The 17,657-nt window shown below is 62.3% G+C and carries 17 protein-coding genes and 2 pseudogenes; 9 read left to right on the top strand and 10 right to left on the bottom strand.

Features of this window, described 5'->3' with window-relative positions:
• Positions 1 to 4,563, bottom strand: a complete 4,563-nt coding sequence (locus ACWJI3_RS02885; RefSeq protein WP_480202800.1) for a CHAT domain-containing protein — start codon at positions 4,561 to 4,563, stop codon at positions 1 to 3.
• A gap of 582 nt (positions 4,564 to 5,145) precedes the next feature.
• Positions 5,146 to 5,814 (bottom strand): alpha/beta family hydrolase, encoded by a 669-nt coding sequence (locus tag ACWJI3_RS02880; protein ID WP_480202799.1) that lies wholly within the window; start codon positions 5,812 to 5,814, stop codon positions 5,146 to 5,148.
• A 75-nt stretch (positions 5,815 to 5,889) separates the two neighbouring features.
• Between ACWJI3_RS02880 and ACWJI3_RS02875 the strand changes: the two genes are divergently transcribed.
• From ACWJI3_RS02875 to ACWJI3_RS02865, 3 genes and pseudogenes are all read left to right on the top strand, one after another.
• Positions 5,890 to 7,113 (top strand): glycosyltransferase family 2 protein, encoded by a 1,224-nt coding sequence (locus tag ACWJI3_RS02875; protein WP_480202798.1) that lies wholly within the window; start codon positions 5,890 to 5,892, stop codon positions 7,111 to 7,113.
• A 495-nt stretch (positions 7,114 to 7,608) separates the two neighbouring features.
• Positions 7,609 to 7,839, top strand: coding sequence for a hypothetical protein (locus ACWJI3_RS02870; protein WP_480202797.1), 231 nt, complete (start codon positions 7,609 to 7,611; stop codon positions 7,837 to 7,839).
• An 8-nt stretch (positions 7,840 to 7,847) separates the two neighbouring features.
• A pseudogene (locus ACWJI3_RS02865) lies at positions 7,848 to 8,141 on the top strand (type II toxin-antitoxin system PemK/MazF family toxin); the annotation flags it as partial.
• A gap of 48 nt (positions 8,142 to 8,189) precedes the next feature.
• Here the strand turns inward: ACWJI3_RS02865 and ACWJI3_RS02860 are convergent.
• A complete protein-coding gene (locus ACWJI3_RS02860) occupies positions 8,190 to 8,975 on the bottom strand; it encodes an alpha/beta hydrolase (protein ID WP_480202998.1) in 786 nt (261 codons plus the stop codon).
• Between the two features lie 131 nt (positions 8,976 to 9,106).
• On the opposite strand from ACWJI3_RS02860, the gene ACWJI3_RS02855 reads away from it, so the two are divergent.
• Entirely contained in the window at positions 9,107 to 9,298 is a 192-nt protein-coding gene (locus ACWJI3_RS02855; protein ID WP_480202796.1) for a hypothetical protein, read from the top strand.
• Complete coding sequence (locus tag ACWJI3_RS02850) at positions 9,299 to 9,550, top strand: hypothetical protein (protein WP_480202795.1); 252 nt, start codon at positions 9,299 to 9,301, stop codon at positions 9,548 to 9,550. It begins immediately after the preceding gene.
• Positions 9,551 to 9,679: 129 nt separating this feature from the next.
• Here ACWJI3_RS02850 and ACWJI3_RS02845 read toward each other — a convergent pair.
• The 4 genes and pseudogenes from ACWJI3_RS02845 to ACWJI3_RS02830 all read right to left on the bottom strand — a co-directional run bounded on the left by ACWJI3_RS02845 (position 9,680) and on the right by ACWJI3_RS02830 (position 13,246).
• A pseudogene (locus tag ACWJI3_RS02845) lies at positions 9,680 to 10,084 on the bottom strand (AbrB family transcriptional regulator).
• 45 nt (positions 10,085 to 10,129) lie between these two features.
• The gene (locus ACWJI3_RS02840) at positions 10,130 to 10,780 is read right to left on the bottom strand and encodes a thermonuclease family protein (RefSeq protein ID WP_480202794.1); all 651 of its coding nucleotides are present in this window, start codon (positions 10,778 to 10,780) and stop codon (positions 10,130 to 10,132) included.
• A gap of 36 nt (positions 10,781 to 10,816) precedes the next feature.
• Positions 10,817 to 11,617, bottom strand: a complete 801-nt coding sequence (locus ACWJI3_RS02835; protein ID WP_480202793.1) for a glycosyltransferase family 2 protein — start codon at positions 11,615 to 11,617, stop codon at positions 10,817 to 10,819.
• Between the two features lie 1,326 nt (positions 11,618 to 12,943).
• Positions 12,944 to 13,246 (bottom strand): winged helix-turn-helix transcriptional regulator, encoded by a 303-nt coding sequence (locus tag ACWJI3_RS02830; protein WP_480202792.1) that lies wholly within the window; start codon positions 13,244 to 13,246, stop codon positions 12,944 to 12,946.
• A 165-nt stretch (positions 13,247 to 13,411) separates the two neighbouring features.
• Here ACWJI3_RS02830 and ACWJI3_RS02825 point away from each other — a divergent pair, with 165 nt between their 5' ends.
• The 3 genes from ACWJI3_RS02825 to ACWJI3_RS02815 all read left to right on the top strand — a co-directional run bounded on the left by ACWJI3_RS02825 (position 13,412) and on the right by ACWJI3_RS02815 (position 15,796).
• Positions 13,412 to 14,146 carry a glucose 1-dehydrogenase gene (locus ACWJI3_RS02825; protein ID WP_480202791.1) on the top strand — a complete coding sequence of 245 codons (735 nt, stop codon included), beginning with the start codon at positions 13,412 to 13,414 and terminating at the stop codon, positions 14,144 to 14,146.
• Positions 14,147 to 14,167: 21 nt separating this feature from the next.
• Positions 14,168 to 14,608, top strand: coding sequence for a putative quinol monooxygenase (locus ACWJI3_RS02820; protein WP_255141697.1), 441 nt, complete (start codon positions 14,168 to 14,170; stop codon positions 14,606 to 14,608).
• A 126-nt stretch (positions 14,609 to 14,734) separates the two neighbouring features.
• A complete protein-coding gene (locus tag ACWJI3_RS02815; protein WP_480202790.1) occupies positions 14,735 to 15,796 on the top strand; it encodes an endonuclease/exonuclease/phosphatase family protein in 1,062 nt (353 codons plus the stop codon).
• A gap of 489 nt (positions 15,797 to 16,285) precedes the next feature.
• Here the strand turns inward: ACWJI3_RS02815 and ACWJI3_RS02810 are convergent, their stop codons facing one another.
• Together ACWJI3_RS02810 and ACWJI3_RS02805 are read right to left on the bottom strand one after the other, a co-directional pair.
• The gene (locus ACWJI3_RS02810) at positions 16,286 to 16,549 is read right to left on the bottom strand and encodes a hypothetical protein (protein ID WP_480202789.1); all 264 of its coding nucleotides are present in this window, start codon (positions 16,547 to 16,549) and stop codon (positions 16,286 to 16,288) included.
• Complete coding sequence (locus ACWJI3_RS02805) at positions 16,546 to 16,761, bottom strand: hypothetical protein (protein ID WP_480202788.1); 216 nt, start codon at positions 16,759 to 16,761, stop codon at positions 16,546 to 16,548. The genes ACWJI3_RS02810 and ACWJI3_RS02805 overlap by 4 nt, the downstream gene beginning before the upstream one ends.
• On the opposite strand from ACWJI3_RS02805, the gene ACWJI3_RS02800 reads away from it, so the two are divergent.
• Positions 16,760 to 17,035 carry a hypothetical protein gene (locus ACWJI3_RS02800; RefSeq protein WP_480202787.1) on the top strand — a complete coding sequence of 92 codons (276 nt, stop codon included), beginning with the start codon at positions 16,760 to 16,762 and terminating at the stop codon, positions 17,033 to 17,035. The two genes, ACWJI3_RS02805 and ACWJI3_RS02800, sit on opposite strands and share 2 nt — an antisense overlap.
• Before the next feature lie 83 nt (positions 17,036 to 17,118).
• Here the strand turns inward: ACWJI3_RS02800 and dcd are convergent, their stop codons facing one another.
• The gene (gene dcd / locus ACWJI3_RS02795; protein WP_480202786.1) at positions 17,119 to 17,643 is read right to left on the bottom strand and encodes a dCTP deaminase; all 525 of its coding nucleotides are present in this window, start codon (positions 17,641 to 17,643) and stop codon (positions 17,119 to 17,121) included.
• Positions 17,644 to 17,657: the final 14 nt, after the last annotated feature.

Here is a 17,657-nt window from a genome sequence, read left to right as displayed (position 1 = left end):
CTATTGCCCGACCGCGCAGAAGGCCGCCCAGTAAAACGGGCTGCTGTAGAGGCAATCGGTTGGCTGATGCCGCCGCTTCAGCTCCTGGATGTCGTAGGCGTAGTTGGGGCGCACCGCTTCAGGGAGGCTGGGCAGTGCATGCTCAATCCGTGCCACGGCCTGCTCACAGGTGAGGTGGCGCAGCCAGTGCTGGGCTTGCTTGAGGGCAACGGCCACATCGGTTTGCCTCTGGGTGTGCTCCTGCTGCTTGAGCAGGCGGTAGAACTCAGCCATCAGCAGGCCGGTGCTGATGTCGCTCACGGTCCAGAGAGTACCGATGACGCTGTTGCAGCCGGCAAAGAGAAAACCACTGCTGAGGCCCACAAACTCATCGCTCAGGCTGTTGATCTCGCTCAGGCCGGTTTCGCAGGCAGAGAGGGTGACAAGGCGTGCCTGGCGCAGGTCCAGCTGGAAGAGATCGAGCAGGGTGAGGCACCTGGAGAGGTCGAGGGCGCTGCCGTCCAGTTGCGGCAGGTAGCGGTCGGGATCGGCATCGTCTGGCTGAGACTCCACGTGGCTGTCCGCCAGGATGAGGGCCGAGAGCTGGGGTTGCGCGAAGTTGAACGTGCCGTGGCAGGAGAAGTGGAGGCAGGTGCTGCTGGCCAGGGTGGAGCTGCTCCTCTCCAGTGCGGCTTTGGTGGCTGCCTGTTGCCTGAGCACCGTGGGCTGGGGGCCAAACAGGGGATGGATGGCCTCGACTTCAAGATCGGTGTAGGGGAGATCCCGGGTGGGATTCTCGATGGCAAACAGAGAATCCAGGCCAGTCTGCGGCCGTTGCTGAACCAGCTGAAGCACCTGCAGGCTGGGGGAAAAGCGCACACCGCGGGAGAAGCGATCCAACAATGTGCCGTGGGATTCGTTCAGCGACAGGCAGTGGAGCGGCAGCAGGTGTAGAAAGCGGTGGGGTACAAGGATCAACTGATCCGCATCAGGGGCCATCTCTGAGATCTTCCTGGCCAGGGAATCAATCTCCAGCATCCCGGCGAATTCCACCAGCGCCTTTGGCAGGGATCTTGCCCATTCCTCTTTCTCCTGGAGGTAGGTTTGGACGTAACTGCTCAGGGCCTGGGTCAGATTCTTGAGAGTGTCTTCTGGGTACTCATGACAGGTTGGATGTGAGGTCTGTGCTGACACAAGAAAAGCCACCAGCCTGTCTCCTGCCATATACCAACTCACTAGGGCTGTGCGCCCATCAGGGAGGGCGGCTTGGAACTGCTCAAAGGTGAGGGGCTGCACCTTCTGGCTCAAGGAGAAGGTAGGGTCAATGGGTTGGATGTCTGCCTGGATCAGGTGTTCGAGTTCTTGTTTTTCCCGTAGTAGCCGATCAGTGGAGACCTGATAGGCCTGTTGTTTCGGCGGCCCTAAATTCAGCGTGCGAGTATTGCCTCTCGCAATCGATCCACCATCTGCGATGGGGCCTTGTGCTGCGTCTGTCTTGTTGAGCTGCCGTTCTGCCCGGGCTATGGAGCCGCGCAGGGCATCCAGGCGGCGAATCAATTCTGGCGGGATGTCTCCCTTGGGATAAAGGTCTTTGGTGGCTAACAGCTCGACGAGATTGCGGGCTTTGGAACGATCAGCCACCTCAAGTGCTTTGTCGTATTGCTCAGTATCCAAATACACTTGGACGAGGTTGGCGTACACCTCGATGGCCTGGGCCACAATCTCGGCCTTGCGGGCAGGGTCGATAGCTGTAGTGCGCAGGTTCTCCACAGCAGAAATGGCGAGCGTGTAGCCCGTGATAGCAATATCGAGCAGATTGTTCTTAAAGCCCAGATTACCAAGGTTCCTGGCTGTCGACAGGCAATCCGCGGAGCGGGTCACCGAATCCCGAATCCGCAAGGCATTGGTATAGGCCTCAATGGCTTTCTCGATCTGTTGTTTTGGATTCTCTGAGAACGGGGCAAGATCACCGTAGGCGGCGCCGAGATTGTTGTTTGTGGCGGCCCAGGAGTGAGGAAGCTCGGCTTCTGTCGAGACCCGCAAGGCATTGGTATAGGCCTCAATGGCTTTCTCGATCTGTTGTTTTGGATTCTCTGAGAACGGGGCAAGATCACCGTAGGCGGCGCCGAGATTGTTGTTTGTGGCGGCCCAGGAGTGAGGAAGCTCGGCTTCTGTCGAGACCCGCAAGGCATTGGTATAGGCCTCAATGGCTTTCTCGATCTGTTGTTTTGGATTCTCTGAGAACGGGGCAAGATTGCTGTAGGCGTTGCCGAGATTATTGTTTGTGTCGGCCCAGGAGTGAGGAAGCTCGGCTTCTGTTCTGACCCGCAAGGCATTGGTATAGGCCTCGATTGCTTTCTCGATCTGTTGCTTCGGATTCTTTGAGAACGGGGCAAAATCGCCGTAGGCGGCGCCGAGATTATTGCTTGTGTCGGCCCAGGCATGAGGAAGCTCGGCTTCTGTTCTGACCCGCAAGGCATTGGTATAGGCCTCGATGGCTTTCTCGATCTGTTGCTTCGGATTCTCCGAGAACGGGGAAAGATTGCCGAAGGAGACGCCGAGATTATTGTTTATGGTGGCCCAGTCTTGCGGTAGCTCGGCTTCTGTGTATACCCGCAAGGCATGGGTGTAGGCCTCGATGGCTTTCTCGATCTGTTGCTTCGGATTCTCTGAGTACGGGGCAAGATTGCCGTAGGCGATGCCGAGATTATTGTTTGTACCGGCCCAGGCTTGCGGTAGCTCGGCTTCTGTGTATACCCGCAAGGCATTGGTATAGGCCTCGATGGCTTTCTCGACCTGTTGCTTCGGATTCTCTGAGTAGGGGGCAAGATTGCGGTAGGCGAGGCCGATATCATTGTTTGTGGCGGCCCAGGCTTGCGGTAGCTCGGCTTCTGTGTTAACCCGCAAGGCATTGGTATGTGCCTCGATGGCTTTCTCGACCTGTTGTTTCGGATTCTCTGAGTAGGGGGCAAGATTGCAGTAGGCGAGGCCTAGATAATTGTTTGTGGCGGCCCAGTCTTGCGGCAACTCGGCTTCAGTGTAGACCCGCAAGGCATTGGTATGTGCCTCGATAGCTTTCTCGATCTGTTGTTTTGGATTCTCTGAAAACGGGGCTAGAGCACCGTAGCCGAGGCCGAGATTATTGTTTGTCATTGCATAGTCTTGCGGAAGCTCGGCTTTAATGTAGACCCGCAAGGACATAGTATAGGCCTCGATGGCTTTCTCGATCTGTTGTTTCGGATTCTCTGATAACGGGGCAAGATCGCCATAGGCGACGCCGAGATTATTGTTTGTCATCGCGTAGTCTTGAGGAAGCTCGGCTTCTGTGTAGACCCGCAAGGCATTGGTATAGGCCTCGATGGCTTTCTCGATCTGTTTTTTCGGATTCTCTGAGAACGGGGCAAGATTCCTGTAGGCGTTGCCGAGATTATTGTTTGTTGCGGCCCAGGCATGAGGAAGCTCGGCTTCTGTGGAGACCCGCAAGGCATTGGTATAGGCCTCGATGGCTTTCTTGATCTGTTGTTTCGGATTCTCTGAGAACGGGGCAAGAGCGCCGTAAGCGTTGCCGAGATTACTGTTTATGGCAGCCCAGTCTTGTGGAAGGTCGGCTTCTGTGTAGACCCGCAAGGCACTGGTAAAGGCCTCGATGGCGTTCTCGATCTGTTGTTTCGGATTCTCAGTCAAGTGGGCAAGACTTATAAAGGCGTTGCCGAGATTATTCTTAGTCCTCGCCCAGGCGTGCGGCAGCTCGGCTTCTGTCCTGACGCGCAAGGCATTGGTATAGGCATTAATGGCAATCAGCTGATTTGTTCGCTGCTCCCCAAGTGGAAACTCCTGTATGACTGTTCCAAGGTTGCTAAGCATGGTTGCCAGATCCTCTCGCATGTCTTGATCTATCCGTTCGACTGCGCCTGTAAACCAGTTATTTAGCAGGGTTATTAGCCCAGTGTTCAGTAGCGGTAAATGAGCGCTGAGCAGTGCGTACGCTGGATCGCCATTACTCTCCCCAACCGTCTGCAATAGCTGCATCAAAAATGCTTCTTGCTCATTCGAGTGGCTAACTTTTGCGGTGGATACACCATTCGCCAGTTGGGCGGCAAAGCTGCGCAGCCAGGCAGCATCTTGCTGGTTGTGCTGTTCCACCAGCCCCAGGGCCACCTGCTCACACATGCGCAAAAAACCCTGGTCCAGGAGTTCGCTGTGAGCCTCCAGGATCCGTTGCTCTTCTCCGACTTGGCACTCCAGCAACTGCTGGATCAGATCCGTATGGGCCTGCTGCCTCTCCGCTGATGGGGGCTCCTGCGGCGAATCGCCCTTCCGGATGAACTCCGCAATCTGTTGGCCAAGATTCTCAAGAAACGCGGCTGAATTGGAATTCCCCTGCTGCCTCAGAAGTTCCGAGTAGTGCTGCATCGCCGCTACCAATCCATCATCCAGCAGCTCTGGGTGGGCGTTGAGGATCGTGTTCTCCTCCCCGCTGGGGCACTCCAGCAGCTTGCTGATCAGTTCTGCGTAGACGCTCAGGCGTTGGTCGTCCATGGAACGGTTAGCGACGTGATCTTGGCGATCGGGCTTGCCGGGCACGGTCTTGAGGGTAATGGAGCTTTCTCAGTGCCCATCGATCTACCCCAACTCATGTCAGCCGGAATCCCAAACGAAGATCTCTTGCTGTTGTAGCCAGGGAACCATGGGGCTGGGCTTCAATCTCCCGCCGCAGCTTCCCACGACCCGGCGATCAGCAGCAGGTTGCCCAGGTTGAACAGGGAAATGCTGCTGCCCGACAGCCCCCAGTCCCAAGGCAATGGGGAGGGCGTTTTACCTCCTGCTAAAAGCGCAGGGCCGTGTACTTCTTAAGCTCCGCCTTAGACGAGAACACATTGCTGGGCAGGAGGTGGGCGTTGCCTCACTCGCTCTGGTTAACGAACAGCACATAGGGCTGATGCTCATCCGTCCCCGACGGGTCGTCCAAGGTGGTGATGCGGATCTCAGCCGTGGCAATGCTCAACTCAGCTCTCCACCCCAACTCCCTGCCCCCACTCGCACACCACCTCTTTTGTGACGCTGCGCATTGAGTCACCCACCAGCCTGACGCCGGATTGTCGGTTCAATCCCGCAGATCGGTCTCTGGTCGCACGAATTAGGTATTGGGCAATTCGGCTGTGAAGCTCAGCGGAACAACAGCTCCCGCAGGAACTGGTCGACCAACGCCACCGCCGTGGCCCAGTTCTCCGCTTCGCTGAGGCCCGAACTGCGGGTGGGCTTGAAGCTGTGGTCACCTCTGGGGATCCAGCGCACTTGCACCTGCGGCGAGAAGCTGTAGGTCTCGACCTCCTCCCGTCGCCCAAAGCTGTCCCGCTCCCCCTGCAGGATCAGGGTGGGAGTGCTCAAGGTAGCCAGGTGCTCGGTGCGCAGCTGCAGCAGCTTGCCGGGCGGGTGGAAGGGGTAGCCGAGGCAAAGGCAACCGGTCACCCCGTCGCTGGCGGCCAGCTCATCGATCAGCAGGCTGGCCACCCGGCCGCCCATCGACTTGCCACCGATGAACACCGGCCGGCCCGGCTGCTCCGTCTGCTCCAGCCGTGCCTGCTGGCGGAACGCCTCCTGCAACACCGGCATCCGGTCAGGTCCCTGGCGGCGACCCGTCTCGCGCATCCTGGCCATGTAGGCAAACTCAAAACGCACCACCCGCCAGCCCAATTCGGCCATTCCACTGGCGATGGCCGCCATGAACGGGCTGTCCATCGGGGCTCCGGCCCCGTGGGCTAGCAGCACGGTGGCCGGCGCAGCATCGGGACCACCGATCAACCGTGGCGCGGAGGTGGGGGCCTCGTTCTTCATCCGCAGATCTTGGATCGGTTCAGGGTGATGCGTGAGCCGGGCCACCATGGGCGGACCAATCCTGAGGGCTACGCCATGGATCCAGCCACGGCCCTCGCCTGGGCGCTGCTGTCCATGGGCGCCGCTGCCGCGCTTGGCCTGGTGATCCTGATCGCCGGCCTGGCGCGAGTGTTTGTGCGGGCGCCCAGGCTGGCGGCACGGCCGGATCCGGGATCGGACGCATCAGCGACCCTGGCCAACACCTCGCTCACGGTGGTGGTGCCGGCCTACAACGAAGCGACCAACATCGCTGCCTGCCTCACCAGCCTGCTGAGCAGCGAGGACCCCTGTGGTGACTGGAAGGTGCTGGTGGTGGACGATCGCTCCAGCGATGCCACGGTGGCGATCGCCCTGGAGGCGGCAGGGGCCTGCGGCGCCACGGAGCCGCGCTTCTCGCTGCTCGATGCCGGGGCCCGGCCGGTGGGCGAGCGCTGGGTGGGCAAGAACTGGGCCTGCAGCCGCGCCATGAAGCACGTTGTGAGCGAATGGGTGCTGTTCGTCGATGCCGATGTGCGCCTGCAGCCGGCCACCCTGCGGCGCGCACTGGCCCAGGCAATCGCAGACGGGGCCGACCTGTTCAGCCTGGCGCCGCGGCTGAGCTGCGGCTGCCTGGCGGAGTGGATGGTGCAGCCGATAATGGCCAGCCTGCTGGGGCTCGGCTTTCCGATCGAAGCCGCCAATGATCCCGCCAGTCCGGTGGCCTTCGCCGCCGGGCCGTTCATGCTGTTCCGCCGCAGCACCTACCTGGCGATCGGCGGCCACCGGGCCCTGGCGGCGGAGGTGGTGGAAGACCTGGCCCTGGCGTGGCAGATCAAGCAAGGCGGCCATCGCCTGCGCTACCTGCTGGGGCTGGATGCGCTGGAGCTGCGCATGTACAGCGATTTCGCCTCCCTCTGGGAGGGCTGGACGAAGAACTGGCTGCTGGGCCTCGATGGCGATGTGGCCAGGGCCCTGGCGGCCTCGTCGGTGGTGCTGCTGATGTTCAGCGGCCCCTGGTTGCTGACACCGGCCGCTGCGATTGCGGCCGCGCTGCTGCCCGGCCAGCGGCTGGTATCGCTGAGCGCCCTGGCCTTCGCCCTGGTGGGCATCGGCCTGCAACTGGTCCTGCGCCTGTGGACCCGCCGCCAGTTCCAGGTGCCGCTCACCCTCTGGTGGCTAATGGGAGCCGGTGGCCTGGTGGTGGCCGCGATCGGTCCGGTGTCGGTGTGGCGCACCCTCAGCGGCCGCGGTTGGACCTGGAAGGGGCGGCCGTTGGCGTGAACAGCGACCGGTTCATGAAGAGCCGTTGCCGGAGATCACAAGCGGTGTCCTCTTGACAGGAAAGTCTTGCCGCCTGCGGCCGGCGGATCGATGGTGAATGCATCACGAACCGGGAGGCTCCAGACCATGGATGACACCCCACCCGAGCAGGTGTGAGGAGCGCGCTTACGATCCGGCCCCTGCTCCAACACTCTCATCGGATCTCTGGCTTCCCTGGCGTGTTACGCCGTCGCCGTCCATTGCACCGCTATAGGTGCCCCGGACCAAATGGGAAGTCCCTCTAGTCACCTGGCCCCAGGTGCCAGCGTCAGCCACTCCGCCCGATTAACCAAACTCCTTCAGAGCCCGGTGACCTCGTCACCGGGCTTTGTCGTGCTCAGCCTTCCCATGCCTGACCCGGCCCAGCCAGGTGGTGCCGTCACCATCGAGCCGAGACCGGAATGACGTCTAACGTTGAAGCATCAGGCCATGAGGTTGGCGAAAGCCGCTGCCGTCATGACCCCTGCCGATCAAGCCAACCAAAAGCTCGACGCTCCCTTTTCCGTACGCCGCCGGCAACGTGGGGGGAGAAGCGTCCTGCAGGTGAGCAGTTCGCTGAGCGCCATGGAGGCTCTGCGAGCACGGATTCGGGCCCAGAGCAAAACCGTGGCCGAGCACATCGCGGCCGATCCGGACGCCAAGTCTTTCATCGGCAACTGGACCACACCTGAGCCCTTCGGCCGCTGAGCACAAGCGTGGAGCTGAAGGCGGGGCAAATCGTCACGGTCGATTGGCGCAAAGATCCAGGCGACCCCGATCGAGACCCACACCCCCCGGAGCCCAACAAGCTCAGACCGGCAGTGGTCGTGCAGGACTGCGCACTGTTTGACCTTGTCTATCCAACAGTCTTAGTCGTGCCGATGACGAGCGACGCCGAGCTGGCCATTCCAGACCTGACTGTGGTGCTGCAGCCCGGGGCGACCAACGGCTGCAAGAAGGTGAGCTATCTGCTCCCGCAGAATCTCACCTGCGTGGCCAAGACACGCATCACCACAGCCACCGACTCCTGCGTCACCTCCGCCGAGCTTCAGCAACTGCTAGCGGCTGTGGGGACGGCCAGTTTCCTGGCCTTGCAGGGCAGCGCGAAAGGCCGCCGAATTGAGGATCGGCGTGTTGTGGTCAAGGTCGGGAACCAGAATCAGCTCTGCCACGCCGGGCTGGAAGGCGCGGTGCAGGGCGACGGCGTGGCGAGTGGGCACCACCCGATCGACGGCCGCCGCCACGATCGTGGTGGGGGCGCGCACCAGGGGCGCCTCGGCGGCCGCATCCCAGCGATCGAGCAGCAGCAGATCCACCGGCAGCCACGGCATGGTGCCGCGGGCCACCGCCAGCAGGCTGTCGAAAGGCACCAGCAGCACCAGCCGCTGCACCGGGCGGGTGGCAGCCAGATGCACCGCGGGCCCGGTGCCAAGGCTGCGTCCCACCACCGTCACCGCGCTGTGGCGCTCGGCCACGTGGGCATAGAGGGCCCGGGCGTCGGCGCGCAGGGCCGCTTCGCTGGGTCTGCCCTCGCTGCCGCCGTAGCCGCGGTAATGAAGCAGGTAGAGGGCTGTGTCGGGCAGCAGAGCGGCCAGCTCGGCGCGGGTGAGGGACACATCCTCGGCGTTGCCCCCGAAGTAAATCAGCGCCCGAGGACCCGGATGGGGGCGATGGGCCACCAGCACGCGCTTGCCCTCCACCTGCAGCTTCAGCCGGCCGGATGGATCGGCGGCGGGCTGGGGGAAATAGATCAACGAGCGCTGGGACAGGAACACCAGCAGGGAGACACCGCCGTAGCCCAGCGCCAGCAAGCCGGCCCAGCCCAGCCACCTACCCACAGTCATCGGTGCTTTGCCCAGCGCCCTTCAACAGCCCAGGATGAACGGCGCCGCAGGCCGATCGACGATCACCGTCATGGTCAGACAGCCCGAACGGGCTCCATCGTGCAAGCAGCCGAGTCCTCGTTGAGACGGCTGTGTTCCCGCTGCTGGTGATTGTGCATGCCCTGGCCGCCACGGTCTGGACCGGCGGCCATCTGGTGCTGGATCTGGGCGTGCTGCCCCGCGCCCTGCGCGAGGGTCGGGCGGCGCCGATCCGCGCCTTCGAGGAGACGTTCGAGCCGCTGGGCCTCACCGCTCTCGCCATCCAGGTGGTCACCGGCCTGTGAATGGGCTGGATCTACCTTCCCCACTTCCAGGGGCTCTTCAACCCACAGAACCCGATCGGCCTGCAGGTGGGCACCAAGTTGCTGCTGCTGGTCGGTACCGCGGCACTGGCCGTGCATGCCCGCCTGCGGCTGATCCCCAACCTCAGAGACGACAACCTCAGTGGCTTGGCCTGGCACATCCGTGGCACCACTGCCCTGGCGATCGCCTTTGTGGTGGTGGGAGCGCTGATCCGCCTGGGCGGGCTGGGTTGAGAGGCTCGCTCCCCATCGGCCAGGCCTTCAAGCCGCCACTCCGATGGTCCAGATCTCCGCCTTGCTGACGCCGCAACGACGGGTGAGCTTGTAGCCGTTATCAGCGCAGGGGATCCAGCCCAGCGACCTTCACTCCTCGTCGTCAGCCCCACCAGCAGGAACCAGGCGGATCTGCTTGCGGCCCAGCTTGATTTCAAACTCATCGCCAGGCTTGAGGTCCAGCAGGGCGGAGTACGCCTTGCCGATCAGCAGGTTGCCGTTGCCCTACACAGTGGCGACATAGCTGAAGGTCCAGCCACCCTTGCCTTTGCTCTTGCTGTTGCCATCACCCAGGCTCACGCCCTTGGCTTCCAGCAACGCCTCAGAGAACGCCGTGAAGTTCAGGCGTTCACCCCCATCCTTCTTGGTGCTGACAGTACCCGCCTCCCGCAGCAGATCTGATTTGGAGACTTCAGCCAGTTCCTTGACCTTGGCGAGCAGTTCAGATCCGGTGGGCCATGGTGATGGAGCATCAATCGGCTGGACCACAACCATCAGGCTGTTGGTGGCCAGAGCAAGAAGGTGCGGGTCTCCGTCCCCTCAGCGGAGGCTTTCGCAGGCCACACCATCACCATTTCCATCCAGGTAGGTGTGGCCTTGGCGCAGCAATTCCTGTGCGCGTGCAAAGGACACGATTTCACTGCAGCGATACCTCCGGCCACCAGGAATCGACTCGGTGCCGCTGCCTGCTCGGCCCGACGTTCTGCCGCGCCGGAAATCCCAGGGACGGGTGATGCCGCCCGGCACCCTCCACACCCCGAAGCGGCTGCGGGACGCCCGGAACTCGGCATCCAGATACTCCTTGGCGTTGCATTGGGCCAGGTATGGGCGGTAAGCAAACGCCATGCCGTCTTCCACCAGCGCGAGGTTGAGGTTCACATCCCCGATCACCTCCGCCACCGTGCGGCCAAAGCGATCCACCGTCTGGGGCCTGAGGGTCACGCTGGAGCCCAGCCGCAGCCGGCTCTGCAGGTAACGGCGGGCGTTGACGCCATGGGGAGCCTGCGTCATCTCGGGGGCATCGATGCAGGCCAGCCGAATTGTGAGCCGCTGCTGGCCCTGCTGCACCCGGATCGTGTCACCGTCACCGATCGAGAGCACCGTGGCGCGAACCTCGGGTGCGGCCATGGTGGCCGGGGCCACCTGCACCGCCAGGAACAGACCCGAGAGCATGAGCTGAAGAAGGTTCATCGGGCTACTCAGGATCAACTGCGGCTTCCTGCAGAATCACCCGACAGTCATGCTGGATGCAGAGAATCGACGATCAAGTTCAACCGGGCTGATCATCTGAGCAGAACGAAGGGCCCAAGACGCGGAAGCTTGGGTTGATTGGAGCAGAATCCGCTCACCTCTTTCCCATGCACAACGTCTTGAAAGAAGCTCCAGGTCGTCAAACCAGGTTGTTTTCGTCATCTGGCCCCCATGCAACCGAATATGATAAACATGGGCATCAATCACCACCCCGGGTGCCATGCAGGTCACGGCCATCATCATGCCAAGATCTTCTCCTTGAGGTAAGCCCATCCAGCCACCAGCCCGCTTCAGAAGGTTGGCTTCCACGAGCAGCGTTGTTGGCCCCAAGGGGATACTGGCCTTCGGTGTTGGCCAGGCACGCCAGATGTCTCCGGGGGAGCTGGGGCCTGCTGGCACGATTCCTGGGTCGATCTTGGAATCATCCGTGCAGTATCCCGCAGACCAAAGTGCACCTTGATGACTGCGGATTGCATCCAGTCGTTTGTCAATCGACTGCGGATGAAGCCAGTCATCGTCATCGGCGCTGGTAATCCATTCGCCTTTTGCAACCACCAAGCCCAAATTGCGAGCGGCGGCTTGGCCGATGGACCGCCCTGTTGCAATGACAGTAGCCCATTCGCAGAGTTCAGGCGGAAGGTCTTCCCGGCTGGCACCATCAACAACAACAACGTGTTCGACCAAGCAATCGTTATTCCTCAGGCTCTCATTCAACTCCACCAACATGCTGAGCCGATCTGGCAGAAGCCTGGTTGGAGTGATAACGCTGACAGTCATCAAGTTTGCAAGCGCTATGCCGTTGTCTCTTCACTGTAGACACCGTGAATCTGGGAGCCCGGCCAGGCGCCAGGGTCCAAGCTCACTACGGAGCGGCCTGTGGGCCCAGGCTGGGGTCATCAGCTCAGTCTGAGGGGGGGGCCGGACGCCCTTCCATCTTCCCCACGCTCAGGGGCGCGGCTCCAGCCTCTCCAGCGCCGCCCCGAGCTCACCGATGAACTCCTCCGCCCACCGGGCCCCGGATCAGGGGGTGGGGGCGCTCCGGCTTGAGTCAGCCGCATTTCGTACGTGCCAAAGACCGATCACGATGATCCGATCCTGAACATCAGTTGCAGCATGGCGAATCCCGACAGACAGGTGGCGGCCAGCAGCGGGATGGTATGCAACACAATTGGGCTTCCTTGGCCTCCGGTCTACCCACGCTGACTCCCCAATTCCTGCAGATGAAGGGCAGAGTGTGGAGACCAACAGACAGATTCGCTGATGACGTTGTGTTGCTGATGGCCTGATCGCTTTCTCCAGTTGCTTTCAGAACACGACCCTCTGCTACAGTCAGCGCACCAAGCCACCCACCGCCGGCACCGGCGCGACGGTGTGGCCGACGCAATCGAATCAGTTGCGAAGGTCCACGAACGTTCCCTCACCATTGATGCGAGGCCGGCAGGTGCCGGAAGCGACCCAGCAGCCCAGCCGATGGCGGCCCAAGATGAATGTGATGCCTTTGCCGTTGGGCAGGCTCCACAGAGCCTCAGTGGACGAACCACAGTGGCCAGCAGCTCGTTGCTTGATTGGCAAAGAACTCCTGGAGCCTGGGCCTAAGCTTGCCGGCATACCCTTCAGGAGTGGTGGTTGTGGAAACTTGCCATTCCGATCTGGGAGTTCGTGCTTCGCGGAGCCGTCGTTTACATCTTTCTGCTCGTTCTGCTACGAGTAACGGGCAAACGACAGATCGATCAACGATGTGCACGTGGCCATTCTGGAGAACAACGGATCGATCACCGTGCTGCCGACCCATTCCAGACGATGAGGCCTGCATCAACCGTTAAGTCAACAAGAGACAAGCAGCCCGAGTGGCGGCACCCATGGCACTCAGCGAGTTCCTGTCTTGCACGCAGATCGGACCCAGCGATATCGAGCAGGCCGCAGCCAGGACATGCGCTTCAACCACCAATTCACCCGATCGGACGCCATCCCGAGCCGAACAGCCGAGTGCCTTGCAGATGCCAAGGGCCAGGCCCGGTTGCAGGGCCTCGGCTTAACGTGGTGATCAGCGATGCGTTGGATCCGAACAGCTCGGCGGCATGCAGGCCCACCGGAACTGGGAGATCATTCGAAGCGATCCTGGCGCTGCAGATGTTGCTCCCCCCAGGCACAGAGTGACTGAATCAATGGGATCAGGCTGCGGCCGTAAGCACTGAAGCGATAACTCACTTGCGGCGGTTTGGCAGGCATCACCTCCCGCTCCACCAACCCGCCGCGTTCCAGGTCGCGCAGGTGCTGGGTCAGCACCTTGTCGCTGATCTCTGGAATCGCGCGGCGCAGATCTCCGTAGCGCTGAGGGGTCTCCCGCAGCTGCCAGAGGATCGGCAAGGTCCACTTGCCCTGCAACACCTTGAGGGCAGCTCTCACGAAGGTGGTGCCTTCGATGGGATCAGTCCCCGTCGGCAGGGTTGCGCTCATTGGAGATGGCGAGCCTGGCCCGGCAACGCACCTGAAGGTAAGCCCTTCCTTTCCATGGCGGGCCGCCATAGGTTGCCGATCGATCCCCACCGTCCTCGAGCCACCACAACGACGATGACGCGATTGCAAGGCAAGGTGGCCCTGGTCACGGGCGAATCCCGCGGCATCGGCCGGGCCATCGCTGAGCGGCTGGGGCGTGATGGAGCCGATGTGGTGCTCACCTACGCCGGCAATCGCGAGAAGGCAGAGGCCGTGGCGGATGCGATTCGAGCAGGTGGGGTGCGGGCCCTGGCACACCAATCCGACCTCAGCCAGGTGAGCCAGACCCGGGCCCTGTTCGCTGCCGTGCTCGAGCAATTCGGTCATCTGGACATCGTCGTCAACAACGTCGGGGTATCCGTGTTCAAACCCACGACTGACATCGAGGAAGAGGACTATGACCACGTGATGGGCACCAATGCCCGCGGCACGTTCTTCGCCCTGCAGGAGGCGGCCCGCCACGTGGCCGACGGTGGCCGGATCATCAATCTGGCCAGCGGTGCCACCCGCCAGGCCCTGCCCGCCGCAGGTCTCTACGCCGCCAGCAAGGCGGCGGTGGAGCAGTTCGGCATGGCCCTCTCCAAGGAGCTCGGCCCCCGTGGCATCACCGTCAACCAGATCGGCCCCGGGGTCACCGACACCGACGGCCTGGTGATGCCAGCCGATGCCCTGGCCCATCTGATCGCTGCCACTCCGTTGGGTCGCCTCGGCCAACCCGCCGATCTGGCGGATGTGGTGGCTTTTCTCGCCTCCGATGACGCCCGCTGGGTGAACGGACAGACGCTTCAGGTGAATGGCGGCATCCTCTGAGACCTTCCCTGCACGTCATCAATGACCGGAACAACTGCCAGCTCTGACAACGGCTTTCCCGTCAACACGATCAGCGTCGGCGATGGCATCGTGCTGATCAACGTGTTTCATCTGGATCCAGATCAGGCCGAGGCCTTCGTGGCCACCCAGGTGAGCGAATACAAGCGCCTGCAAGGCGTCTTTCCGGGCAGCCTGAGCGCCAACCTGCACCTCAGCCTCGATCGCACCCGCGCCGTCAACTACGCCCACTTCAGCTCCGTCGAGGCCTATCTGGCCATGCGCGCCAGCCCTGTCTTTGCGCAGCATCTGGAGCGGCTGAAGGGACTGGTTCTGAAGGCCGAGCCGCAGCTCTACACCGTGGCCTACACGCAGAACGCCGATCAACCCGCGTCCAACGCACCCCTGCCGCCCCTCGTGGATCCCTCTCAGGCGCCGCGGCTTGGCCCGGTCACGCCTCAGTGAAACAGCTGGGGGCGGTGGTCTGCCACGCCTGAGCTCACCGACCCAGGCTGCTTGAACATCTGCCTACATGCAATTTTAACCTGACGTTGCTATATCCCAGTGAAGACTGAAGCGATCGGGAGCTCCATGACGGCCTTCAAAGTGATGAACTGGAATGTGGAGAACCTGTTCCTTCCTGATCCCTCGAAGCCGGAGGCTGAGCAGGAATTCCAGGACAAACTCACCAAGCTCGCCGCCGTGATCGACGAAGAGCAGCCTGATCTGCTGGCTCTCCAGGAGATCGGTCCGAACGGCGCTCTGGCGGCTCTGCAGCAGGCCCTGACCCGTTCGATGCCCCATGCGGCGGAAGGAGTCCCGGAAGCCGGCGGAGAACCGAGCCGTGCCATCCGCGTGGCGATCCTCTCCACCCGCCCTCTGAGCGGTATCCGGTCCATCAGCACGTTTCCGGATCTGATCCGTCCGGTGCAGCAGAAGGATCCGGTCTTCGACAAGCCGGGCACCGTCGCCGATGAATCGCTACTCGCCGCCATGGGCCGCAGCGCCCTGGAGGTGGTGGTGGAGGTTGACGGTACGGAGGTGACCGTGATCACCGCCCACTTCAAATCGAAGCTGATCAGCTATCCCCGGCCCAAGGGCAACTTCAGCCCGAAGGATGAGGACGAGCGTTACCGCTATGCGGCCTACGCGCTCTACCGTCGCACCGGGGAGGCGCTGACGATCCGCGACCGGATCAATACGATCCTCTCCTCCAGTGCCGGAGAGCCCGATCCCGATGACGGACTGGGGCGTGAGAAGGCCGTGGTGTTCTGCGGGGACCTCAACGACCAGCCCGATGCCGCCACCACCCAGATCATTCAGGGTCCGACGGGCTCAGAGCTTGAGACCGCAGGGTTCCTCACTGGCGACAAGGGAGACGGCTACCGGATGTGGAATCTGGCTCCGCGCCTCAACGTCACGCCGGATGGCGAGCCACCCGCAGAGCCTCCCTACACCCGGGTGTTCAAGGGCCGTGGTGAATTGATCGATCACATCTTTGCCAGTCACCGCCTCGTGAACCCCAGGAACATCCCAGACGCCCGCACCGTTCTGGCGACGAACCGGCTGCCATCGGTGAATGAGGTTCCCACCGAGCGCAAATCCGACCCGGCATCCGATCACGCAGCGGTGGTGGCGACCTTCATGATCTGATCATTCAAGTGCACACCTGGCATGAACTGGGCTGAACCCACGGAACGTTGCCAGAGACAAAGAGCTTTGGAATGTCTCTCTTCATGAGTTAGCCTGAGTGTGCTCAAGCTGGTTTGGCTTGTTGGCCACCTGTGAAGCAAGTCCTGTTCATTGGCTGATCGGACTTAATCGTTGTCCGAACGTTCGCCACGTTTGAGGCAGTAAGCGCGAGTTTCTGGTGGTTGGGATTAAAGCACCGCCTCTGTCTGTCATCTGAAGTGACGGATCATGAAATTGTGCCGCATGCCGCGTGGTTGGGTGTCAATGCGGTAAAGCATTGGGGTGACATTGGTTGATGAACGCCCTTGCTCCGCCGCTCGATCTGGCTGCGGATAACGTTCCAGCTCCAGAGTTGCGATCTGGACATCCTGTTGAGGCACACAGGCGACGCACCGATAGCGGCTGGGGGGTGAGACTGCCCCAGGCCATACCGGCGGCCACGGCGTCGCGCTAGGGGTCAGGCTTCCGCAACCGCCTGGCGCCCAGCACTGCCAGGGCCACGAGGGAGAAAGCGGCCAGCCACAGCAACAGCAGCACCGCGAGGGAGGCGAGACAGTCGAGTGGGGTCTTGATGGCGCAGTAGAGCAGGCCCCAGAGCGTGAGCGGCAGCAACACCACCAGGGAGGCCAGCGCACCGGCCAGGGCCACCACGAACAGCAGGGCGCGCAGCAGCCGGCGGAGCTTGGCGCGACGGTGGCGTGGGTTGCTGGTCATCGCCCCAGCGCAACCCAAGCGCCGGTAGCCACCTGCGCGGCGGAAGCCACCCGTGCGGTGGGGATCGCCTGGAGGGGGAGGGTCATGGCGAGCAAAGCAACGGAGGTGCGGCGGGCACGGCCCATCCCTGCGGCGATGGTGCGGTTGTTGGTTGTGCTGGCTGCCGCCAGGCCATCAGACTCCTGGATGATGCCCTTGGATCCTCGCGCCATGAAGACGTCACGCTGCGCTCTGGCCGCCAGGCTCCTGGGCCTGCCGCTGCTCACACTGCCGCTGCTGATCCCCGGGGCGGCGGTGGCACAGAAGCGGATCCCCAAGCTTCCGGGCTACGACCAGTGCCCGCTGGGGTATGTGAATGACCTCAAGCAGCACTGCAATTCACCCATCTATTACGAAGTGAGGCCCACCTACGGCAAGCCCTGCGAATCGGGCTGGATGAACATCGGCGCCGGTTACTGCAAGAAGAAAACTCTGGGCATTTTCTGACTGTTGCTGCCGCAGCCCCCAGTCGCGCAGATCAGAGGCAGAGCCGGCAGCACCCCCGTACCGCACCAGGAACGACAGGGCTGTCAGAAGGAGTCCTCCGTCTGGCCAGCGAAGCCGCCGGCATAGATCTCGCTCCCCTCCAGCTTCTGGAACACGAACTGGCAGACCGCGGTGCCGGGAATCACGGCCAGGGGAGCGGGGCCGAAGTTGCTCATCTCCAGCACCTGCTGGCTGTCGATCCCCGGCCCCATGAAGGGGGCGCTGATGTGAACCATCAGGCCCAGCCGCGCAAAACGGCTGCGACCCTCCAGCCAGCCGCACAGACCTGGCCCCAGGCGCAGCCGCTCCTGGGTGATGCCCAGCACCGTTTCGCCCGGCATGATCAGGATGTGCTCTTGCTGGGGCACCTTGATCTTCTCGGTGAGCTGCCGGTAGTCGGTGTGCTCACGCACCTCGATCACCTCGTGCACCTTGCGGAACACGCGAAAGGTGGGGGCGAGGGTGAGGTCGAGCGAGGCGGGGCCCAGCCGCTCGGGAACGAAGGGCGTGACCCCGATCGCGCCCGCTTCGATCGCCTGCAGGATCGCCTCTCTGCCGAGAACGGACATGTCTTTGGCTGGGC

It is taken from the genome of Marcopretia estuarina LEGE 06307 (genome assembly GCF_056633115.1).
This window is presented reverse-complemented; position numbering and strand designations above follow the sequence as displayed.

Coding starts and splice junctions, on each gene's coding strand:
- ACWJI3_RS02880 (WP_480202799.1), bottom strand. CDS start 5,814: ATGAAGAACGAGGCCCCCACCTCCGCGCCACGGTTGATCGGTGGTCCC.
- ACWJI3_RS02875 (WP_480202798.1), top strand. CDS start 5,890: ATGGATCCAGCCACGGCCCTCGCCTGGGCGCTGCTGTCCATGGGCGCC.
- ACWJI3_RS02870 (WP_480202797.1), top strand. CDS start 7,609: ATGACCCCTGCCGATCAAGCCAACCAAAAGCTCGACGCTCCCTTTTCC.
- ACWJI3_RS02860 (WP_480202998.1), bottom strand. CDS start 8,975: ATGACTGTGGGTAGGTGGCTGGGCTGGGCCGGCTTGCTGGCGCTGGGC.
- ACWJI3_RS02850 (WP_480202795.1), top strand. CDS start 9,299: ATGGGCTGGATCTACCTTCCCCACTTCCAGGGGCTCTTCAACCCACAG.
- ACWJI3_RS02840 (WP_480202794.1), bottom strand. CDS start 10,780: ATGAACCTTCTTCAGCTCATGCTCTCGGGTCTGTTCCTGGCGGTGCAG.
- ACWJI3_RS02835 (WP_480202793.1), bottom strand. CDS start 11,617: ATGACTGTCAGCGTTATCACTCCAACCAGGCTTCTGCCAGATCGGCTC.
- ACWJI3_RS02825 (WP_480202791.1), top strand. CDS start 13,412: ATGACGCGATTGCAAGGCAAGGTGGCCCTGGTCACGGGCGAATCCCGC.
- ACWJI3_RS02820 (WP_255141697.1), top strand. CDS start 14,168: ATGACCGGAACAACTGCCAGCTCTGACAACGGCTTTCCCGTCAACACG.
- ACWJI3_RS02815 (WP_480202790.1), top strand. CDS start 14,735: ATGACGGCCTTCAAAGTGATGAACTGGAATGTGGAGAACCTGTTCCTT.
- ACWJI3_RS02810 (WP_480202789.1), bottom strand. CDS start 16,549: ATGACCAGCAACCCACGCCACCGTCGCGCCAAGCTCCGCCGGCTGCTG.
- ACWJI3_RS02800 (WP_480202787.1), top strand. CDS start 16,760: ATGAAGACGTCACGCTGCGCTCTGGCCGCCAGGCTCCTGGGCCTGCCG.
- ACWJI3_RS02805 (WP_480202788.1), bottom strand. CDS start 16,761: ATGGCGCGAGGATCCAAGGGCATCATCCAGGAGTCTGATGGCCTGGCG.
- dcd (WP_480202786.1), bottom strand. CDS start 17,643: ATGTCCGTTCTCGGCAGAGAGGCGATCCTGCAGGCGATCGAAGCGGGC.